The organism is uncultured Nostoc sp. (assembly GCF_964245445.1).
GTDB lineage: Bacteria > Cyanobacteriota > Cyanobacteriia > Cyanobacteriales > Nostocaceae > Nostoc.
Genome location: NZ_CAXTNE010000278.1, coordinates 1,843 through 10,040, shown reverse-complemented (window position 1 = coordinate 10,040; position 8,198 = coordinate 1,843). Strand labels below are relative to the sequence as shown.

Annotated in this window: 6 protein-coding genes; 3 read left to right on the top strand and 3 right to left on the bottom strand. The window is 43.0% G+C overall.

The annotated features are described in order from the left end of the window. Positions 1-84: 84 nt before the first annotated feature. From ACFE90_RS31395 to aqpZ, 3 genes are all read right to left on the bottom strand, one after another. On the bottom strand, positions 85-1,833 hold the full coding sequence (locus ACFE90_RS31395; protein ID WP_375506246.1) for a tetratricopeptide repeat protein: 1,749 nt from the start codon (positions 1,831-1,833) through the stop codon (positions 85-87). A 349-nt stretch (positions 1,834-2,182) separates the two neighbouring features. Then, positions 2,183-4,708, bottom strand: a complete 2,526-nt coding sequence (locus ACFE90_RS31390; protein WP_375506245.1) for a cyclic nucleotide-binding domain-containing protein — start codon at positions 4,706-4,708, stop codon at positions 2,183-2,185. 168 nt (positions 4,709-4,876) lie between these two features. Beyond that, positions 4,877-5,575: an aquaporin Z gene (aqpZ, locus tag ACFE90_RS31385; RefSeq protein ID WP_375506244.1), complete on the bottom strand. Its 699-nt coding sequence runs from the start codon at positions 5,573-5,575 to the stop codon at positions 4,877-4,879. 264 nt (positions 5,576-5,839) lie between these two features. Between aqpZ and ACFE90_RS31380 the strand changes: the two genes are divergently transcribed. The 3 genes from ACFE90_RS31380 (at position 5,840) to ACFE90_RS31370 (ending at position 8,022) form a co-directional block, all read left to right on the top strand. Continuing rightward, positions 5,840-6,475, top strand: coding sequence for a transaldolase family protein (locus ACFE90_RS31380; protein ID WP_375506243.1), 636 nt, complete (start codon positions 5,840-5,842; stop codon positions 6,473-6,475). A 155-nt stretch (positions 6,476-6,630) separates the two neighbouring features. Beyond that, entirely contained in the window at positions 6,631-7,269 is a 639-nt protein-coding gene (locus ACFE90_RS31375; protein WP_375506242.1) for a Uma2 family endonuclease, read from the top strand. 177 nt (positions 7,270-7,446) lie between these two features. Continuing rightward, positions 7,447-8,022 (top strand): TMEM175 family protein, encoded by a 576-nt coding sequence (locus ACFE90_RS31370; RefSeq protein ID WP_375506241.1) that lies wholly within the window; start codon positions 7,447-7,449, stop codon positions 8,020-8,022. Positions 8,023-8,198: the final 176 nt, after the last annotated feature.

The following is an 8,198-nucleotide window of genomic DNA, read 5'->3' as shown; positions in this document are numbered from 1 at the left end:
CTTTATTCCTTCTTCCCAGTCCCCAGTCCCAAGTATTGAGTCTCTACGAGTAATTAAGGAATCAAATCGGATTGCTATAGATCATCAACGTATATATGGACAAGGATATTTGAACCAGGTAAAAATTACGGACATATTTTCAGGCATCCTCTTTACAATAGTAATATCTTCGCCAGTTTTAAGGGCTTGAGCTAGTATATCTGAAGCTTTCTGCTGTTGTCCCAGTTGTGCATAATGATTAGCAACTTCAGCCAATACTCTAACTCGTTCAGGTTGATCTAGGATAGTAAACTGAGCAACGCTTAAAGCTTTGTGTAACAATTGTGAGGCTTGATCTTTTGTTTCTGTTCTAGTAGCCTTGTTAACAAGTTTTATTAAGGGTTTAGCGATACAATCTCCGCAAAAATCATCATCTATAGACTCAATAATTTTAAATGCTTGTTCATATTGCCCTGCTGACGCAGCTTTCATGGCAATTTGAGATAGTCCATTCATTTTGTCGGGGCGAACTTCATGAGGGTAATGGTTTCCAATAGATTTGATGTTCTTAATAGCTAGGTCATATTGAGATTGTTCTGCATCTTCAACCGCTACTGCAACTAATGCCCGAACTCTTTCAGGCGCCCCCAGCATTTTAGCAGCTTCCAAAGCTTGTTGATGAAATCCTATCTCCTCGTATTTAACAGCAATTTGACTGAATTGCTCAGTTTTCCAAGCATATTCATTAGTTTTAATCTGTTGAAAGGCTTGATTTAATATTTGTAAGGCTTTATTTTTTTGACCTATTTTTGCGTAACCAATGGCGATTTTGAACAATATTGGTATTTGTAAGGCTTTATTTTTTTGACCTATTTTTGCGTAACCAATGGCGATTTCGGACAATATTGGTTTTGGTATATTATTAATCTGAATAAGCTGAACAGCCCCAAAACTACTGTCTAATATCTCTACAGCTTTATCTTGTTGTCCTATGTTTGCATAGCTAACAGCAATCTTGACTATGTTTTCAACTTGGTCGGAGATGTACTTATCAGATTGGGTAAGCTGAAGACATCGGTTTAATATTTGTTCAGATTTAGCTTTCTGTCCTAATTCTGTGTACTGACTAGCTACCTTAGCTAAAGCACTAACATTCTTAATTCTATTGGCAAGTTCAAAGGTTTGATCTAATAACGGCAAGGCTTTACTTCTAAGTTTTGTAGAGGTTGCCAACTCAGCAATCTTAGTTAATGCCTCTCCTGTCTTATCGGTATTCTCGTCAATCGAGCTAAGAAGTTGAAAAGCTTGGTCGTATAGCCCGACTTGGGCAGCTTCAACAGCAACTTCAGCTATAGCACTGTCTCTGTTTTCAAAATATCCAATTGCTTTATTATCGAGCAACTGGGTAACCTGAAGGGCTTGGTTGAAGCGACCTGCTTCGGCAGCCTTGACTGCTGCCTCATTTAGCATTTGAGCAGCCCCACTTCCATGTTCAGCACCTTCTTTTGCTATTTTAATAACTTGAAGAGCTTGAGCGGGTTGCCCAACTTCTGCATACTTGGTAGCTACTTCAAGCAGTGCAGGGATTCTTGGATAATAGGTCTCGATCTGCTTAATTTCCTTAGCATTCTTAAATGCTTGAGCTAATATTTTTGATGATTTATCCTTTTGTCCTATCTGGGCATACGGAACAGCAACTATAGCCAATGTTCTGGCTTTAATTGACTGACCTTCACTTAGGTTATATATTTTATCGGGAAACAAACAGATTTCGCTCAAGATATGAGCTTCCACCGCATATATTAAACCAATGGTCAAGAGTGATGCAATAATCGGTAAAAATTTTCGTTTCATGGCCAGTTGATTTAGTGCTGAGACAGAAAAATTACAGACTAACCATATAATAACTGTATAGATGGGTTCTCGGTTGGGTGCAATACAGAGCTATTTCATTCTAGCGATCGCCTAAGAAAGCGCTCCAGACTTTGAAGCCGCAGAGGCAGAGGAAAAAGGGATAATTCCCATACAAACGGATTTGATATCATCACTCCCAATACGGTTCGGATAAGATCCCCCCGCCTGCGGCGACCCCCGATAAATTGGGGGTAAAGTTCAGAAAGAACAAGCCTTAAAAAGGGGGGATCTTCGAGAGACAAATATGTTAACCGAACCGTATTATTAGAGCGATCGCTAAATATAAAGCTCAAAACACGATAATCGCCCACATGCTAACTCCCAAACCGATCGCTGCTAGGTGTTGCAGCATGAGCGATCGCACTGGTTGTTTTGCAATCTTTTGCGTTAATAATATAGTCATTAACACTGAAAAAATTATCGTTGCACCTTGCAAAAAGGCAATCACAGCCGGGTGAGCAACCAATATTGGCAATTGTTCACCACTCAAACCAAGGGTAGCAAAGGTTACGGGTAAAATCCGTCCGCCTTCGCCTAAGCCCAAACGCAGATAGTGAGCCAAGTTTCCCCCTAACACTAATGGTAGGTAGCCATAAGCAAGTTCTACAAATGTTCGAGGCTTACGGTTAAAGTTGAACACTTGCAGCAAGCCATAAGCCGCAAAGGTAAAAATCGCTGGGATAATTAACACTAGCAGCGATAATCCCAAGTGCTGCCAAAACTGAGTTAAATCCAGTTGTAACCCCAACCAAGATTGCAACTCTGGCAAGCGATGCAGATATATCCCACCCAACAACAAAAACAATAATGCTACTTCATAGGTGCGGGGTACATGAGTTGTCCATAGTTCAATTCCAGGGGGACGCAAGTTGAACTCAACAGAACGATGGGGACAGGCTTTAAGGCAAGTCATGCACAGTACGCAATCTCTGTTATCTTCTAATTGCGCTGGGTGGGAATATAAGGGACATCCATTAGTTTCCATGCCTTCGCCCTTTTGTGGCCCACCTTTATAGCACTGATATGTGGTGCAACTGGCAGAACAAATACCTTGCTGTGCGCGAAGTTCCGTCATTGAGAGTTTGGCAAATAAACCATTCATGCCGCCGATGGGACAGAGATAACGACACCAAAATCGCCGCTCAAAAAGGGCAGAGAAAATCATTGCCCCAGCCGTAATTAATAGCAGCAGACAAGCGCTAAGGTAGGCAGTATTTTCTAAATGCCAGAGTTCTTCCCATAAGAAAATTAGGGTGAACAAACCAAATATGAACCATCCGCCCCATTTCTCAGCTTCCTCTCTCGGCCAGCGTTTGAGTTTTCGAGGCCACAGCCACAGAGATAACTTTTGAGTTATTTCCCCGTAAATCATAAAGGGACAAACAGAACACCAGATACGTCCCAAAAAGGGAAAGAGAAAGAGGAAGAAAGGCCACCACCAAGCCCAAAATAGATTTAATACGAAATTGCGATCGCGGGTTTGCGGCCCAATAAATAACACTGTAACTATAATCGCAAAAGCCGTTGCAGTAAAACCATAGTTAATGCGATCGGGCCACCAGGGACTACGCAAAAATCGCCGCAAACGAGGATAGGCATTTAACAGATTCACCCGAAATCGTTTTTTCTTCGTTTCGGCTGGCCAGAAAATTTCTTCTGTTAATTCATTAGCACCCTCTGCTTGCACGATCGCTCTTTCTACGAGATTTTTTAATTCCTTGAGATTGCCAGGAAAATCATAAGACTGGAGGCGACGTAAAGCTTCTGGGGTGATGTGCGGTTTGGGAACGCCTCTAGAGCGAATGTAGAGACTAGTATAATATTCAACCTGTGCCTGAATATCAGCTTTCCGCACCCGTAGCGGTGGCACTTTAATAATGTGACCAATACAGCGTTCAATTGTCGGCTGACTTTTTTCGGAAACAATCAGAATTCTGGCTTTACTGGGACGAGGTTCAGGTGCTGCTTCTCCTGCACGACTGACGGGGGTATATGTGCCAGTTTTGAGCAACTGCGTCACCGGAGGTAATAATTCTTCGGGCAATTCTTGGATGTTGTTGAGAACTAAAGTACCTTCTCCCAACCATTCCAACAATCCTGGTTTACCGCCAGCGCGACCGAATAAATCGGCACCGCTAGTTTGCAGAATCCCGCAATTTACTTTAATAATTGGTTCTCGCCGTTTTGGAGAACCAAAGTGGATGAGGGCTGCTATATTGTCTTTTTCTAACCCTGGTTCTCCGAAAATATCCACAGATTTCCGGTCAGCCGCCGATAAACGAATTTGTTCGCGCAGCTTTACAGCATAGCGACTTGTACCGACTATTCCGCGTTGCGCTTTGGTAACTAAATATGGTCGCAAAGCAACAGATCGTTCTTGTTCATAGCCAAGTGCAGATGTTACCTGAGCTAATTCTTGAGCCAATTGACGCGAAAAAGCCTGAGCAATTTCGGGGTATTGGGTGGCTAATTCACGGAATTTATCACCAGGCACAACCCACAAGTGACAATCTGTCACCGTAGTAATTGTGAATGGAGTTAATTCATCCAACAGCAATTCTTTGAGTTCAATCACTGCACCGGGGAGGAACCCACAAGCTAAGGCTGGGTTGGTTTGATTGGTGCTATTGCTTTCAAGTTGACCTTCTACAAGAATATAAAGGGCTTCTGGAGGAGTGCCTTCGCTAACTAAGTCAGTTTCGGCACTCACTACTTGTTCTTCAATTACTTCTGCGATCGCATTTAACACCTCAGATGAGAGAATTCCTAAACTCGTCCGTTCTTGTAGCCATGTAACCGTTTCTGGAGATGTCATATTTAAGTTCTCCGTATAGGCTGCTGTATAAGAAGATTATGACTTGAAAGCCACGTCAAAATATCTCCGCGTGGCGATGCATGACAATTTATATTATGTGCGTCGATATACCCATGATTCTATGTTGGAGTAATCCGCCGTTACTACCTCATAAAGTTATGAGTAGTATTAAATGTCTGGTTCTTGCAGCCATCGGGCGACCATACCCGCCAAAACTCCGCCTAAAATTGGAAACACGATGAAAATCCAAAGGTCAGCCAATGCCCAATCTTGAGTAAAGATAGCTGTGGCTAGCGATCGCACGGGATTGACGCTGGCATTTGTCACCGGAATCAGGATAAGATGCGCCAAGGTAAGCCCTAAACCTATGGGGATGGGTGCAGACTGCTTGAGGGCGGGAGAAGATGTTACGCTCAAGATCAGCAGCACAAAGCCACAGGTAACAATGAATTCGGCTAATGCACAAGCCCACCAGCTATAGTTACCAGGGGAGTGAATTTCTACTCCATTAGAACCAAAGTCGGCTGTTGTAAACCCAGGCTTGCCTATGCAAATCAAAAATAGGATAGTAGTCCCCCAAATTCCGCCAAGAATCTGACTTCCTATATATGGCAAAACGTCTCGCAAAGAAAATTGCTTGGCTACCCAAAAACCAATTGTGACTGCGGGGTTGATGTGACATCCGCTAATAGAACCAAAAGTATAGGCAGCAGTCAACAAACTTAAGCCAAAAGCGATCGCCACCCCAGTAACTCCAACCCAAGGTACTGCACCAGAGATAACCGCAGTACCCACGCCCATCAGAACCAACCAAGCTGTACCTAGAGCTTCCGCAAAACATCGTTTGGCTAACGAGTAACGATTCATGAGATAATGCCATAACTGGCTAAACGCGATTGATATTTGTACACATTAGCTGAATCACACTAAGATAAATACTCGCTTCTGGATTATTAAGTAAAAAAATTACAGCGCTTTTCATTTCCATAAACTATAAACCAGACGGTAAGGACACAACATGGCTGTGCCTTTACATAACCTGTGTTCTATCCAATTAAAAACTGTTGTAACTTGTCACGAATCATATACAGCTATTACATATTAATATCGGGAAATTGATCGGGAGAAATTATGGCAATTTATCTAGACTCAGCGATCGCATCTGAAGCTGAAGTTGTTAAGCTTTGGGGATGGGTGAAAGGCATTACCACAAATCCCACGCTATTGTCTCAAAGCGATACCCCACCAGAAACCACGCTCAAAAAATTGGTTGCCTTGACGAATGGCCCGTTATACTATCAACTTGTGGCATCTGATAAAGCTGGGATGCTAACTGAAGGTAGAAAAGCTTTCGAGATTATTGGTTCACAAACAATTTTGAAGATTCCCGCAACACCGTTAGGTTTTGAAGTAGTAGCGAGTCTATCACCAGAAATTACCTGTTCGGTGACAGCAATTTACAGTGCAGCACAGGCAGCAGTAGCACGGGAAGCAGGAGCTAAAATTGCCATAGCTTATGTAAATCGAGCTACGCGGTTGTTAGGTGACGGTATTGCTTTGGTGCGGGATATGGCTAGCGTACTCAAAGGCAGTGATACGGAAATCTTGGCAGCTAGTATCAAATCTCCCGAAGAAGCAGCCGCTTCATTGCAAGCCGGGGCGGATCATTTGACTTTACCATTGGCAATGTTGCAAGCGATCGCAACTCACGAATTCTCACAGAAAACTGTTGAAGAATTCGCTAAAGGAGGTATTGGCTTAAGATAATTCGTAATTCCTAATTCGTTATTTAAATATGAGTTTGTCAGATGTCCCTAATCTTTGGGTTCCTTTAGCACTTTTAGGTTTAATTATTGTCGCTGCTGTATTTTTTAGCCGCAGCAGTTGATATTTAACTATTGTGGAGGTGGAGGTTCAGTTCTATGTTCGCTGTTGTCACACCCGATACAATCTATTTGCCCCCAGGCGCAGTAGTACGCCTACCTGGAAGTTGGCAAGACTATCAAGCATTGAATGAACAACTAGGCGATCGCTCCTCTCCTCGCATTAAGTATCGAGATGGAGAAATTCTTTTGATGGTACCGCTACCAGAACATGGGCGAAAAGTAAGTGTAATTGCAGATGTAGCCAAAGTTTTACTCGATCATCTGGGACGAGAATACGAAGCATTTACCCCAATCACAATGGAACTGCCACAGGAAAGTGGTATAGAACCAGACTACTGTTTTTATATTGAAAACTGGGAGGCAATTGCAGGTAAAGATCGCATCAATTGGGGCGTTGATCCATCCCCCGATTTAGTGGTGGAGATAGACATCACTAGCTACACCGATGTAAATGACTACCTGCCTTATGGAGTACCAGAAGTTTGGTTGTTTAGAAAGAATCAGCTTGTGATTTACAGATTGCAAGGCGATGTCTACACTGTTGAAACTAGTAGCCGCTATTTCCCCAACATCAATGTGTCAGAGGTAGTCACAGAGTGTTTAAAAATTGCCTACGAGCGTAATACTAGCGCTGCTATTCGGGAATTGCGACGGAAATTTGCGAGTGAGAATTAAATATTTTGCGTTGGCTACGCCAACGCTTCAATGGCATGGAAAGAGTAGAACAGTACAAGCAACCATAGCATATCAAAGATCACCGCGCAGACAATCTTCATCAACGGCGGCTACTTGGTACGATAAAGTGCAGAGTGTCACAACTTACTTTCAAGTAAATAGAAAAGGAATGCGTAAATGGGAAAAGGGAGATTAGAAGCATTCAGCGATGGGGTGATTGCCATTATCATCACCATTATGGTGCTGGAAATTAAAGTACCGCATGGGTTCGATTTAGCTGCGCTGCGTCCCATGATTCCAGTATTTCTCAGCTATGTGTTGAGTTTTATTTATATCGGCATCTACTGGAACAATCACCATCATCTATTACAAACAGTCCGACACGTTAATGGTCGTATCCTTTGGGCTAATCTGCATCTGCTGTTTTGGTTATCGCTAATCCCCTTCGTCACTGGCTGGATGGGCGAGAATCATTTTGCCACCGTGCCAGTTGTTTTTTATGGTACGGTATTGTTGTTGGCTGCGATCGCTTACTTCATTCTTACCCGCGTCCTCATTGATCACCACGGAAGCGATTCGACTCTAGCGATCGCAGTAGGCCGAGATTTCAAGGGAAAAATATCGGTGGTGTTGTATGCAGTAGCAATTCCACTTGCCTTTGTAAACTCATGGCTTGCCTGTATACTATACGTTCTGGTTGCAGTTATGTGGCTCATCCCTGACCGTCGCATTGAAAATACTCTCACACTCTGAACGTATTTGTTCAATATGCCATTGTATCGGCTGACAATGCCATTGTATCGGCTGACAATGCTATTGCATCGACTGACAATGCCATTGCATCGGCTGACAATGCCATTGCATCGACTGACAATGCCATTGCATCGGCTGACAATGCTATTGTATCGACTGACAATGCCATTGCATCG

Bases quoted from the DNA above. Each gene is read 5' to 3' on its own strand.
- ACFE90_RS31395 (WP_375506246.1), bottom strand. From the start codon at position 1,833: ATGAAACGAAAATTTTTACCGATTATTGCATCACTCTTGACCATTGGT.
- ACFE90_RS31390 (WP_375506245.1), bottom strand. From the start codon at position 4,708: ATGACATCTCCAGAAACGGTTACATGGCTACAAGAACGGACGAGTTTA.
- aqpZ (WP_375506244.1), bottom strand. From the start codon at position 5,575: ATGAATCGTTACTCGTTAGCCAAACGATGTTTTGCGGAAGCTCTAGGT.
- ACFE90_RS31380 (WP_375506243.1), top strand. From the start codon at position 5,840: ATGGCAATTTATCTAGACTCAGCGATCGCATCTGAAGCTGAAGTTGTT.
- ACFE90_RS31375 (WP_375506242.1), top strand. From the start codon at position 6,631: ATGTTCGCTGTTGTCACACCCGATACAATCTATTTGCCCCCAGGCGCA.
- ACFE90_RS31370 (WP_375506241.1), top strand. From the start codon at position 7,447: ATGGGAAAAGGGAGATTAGAAGCATTCAGCGATGGGGTGATTGCCATT.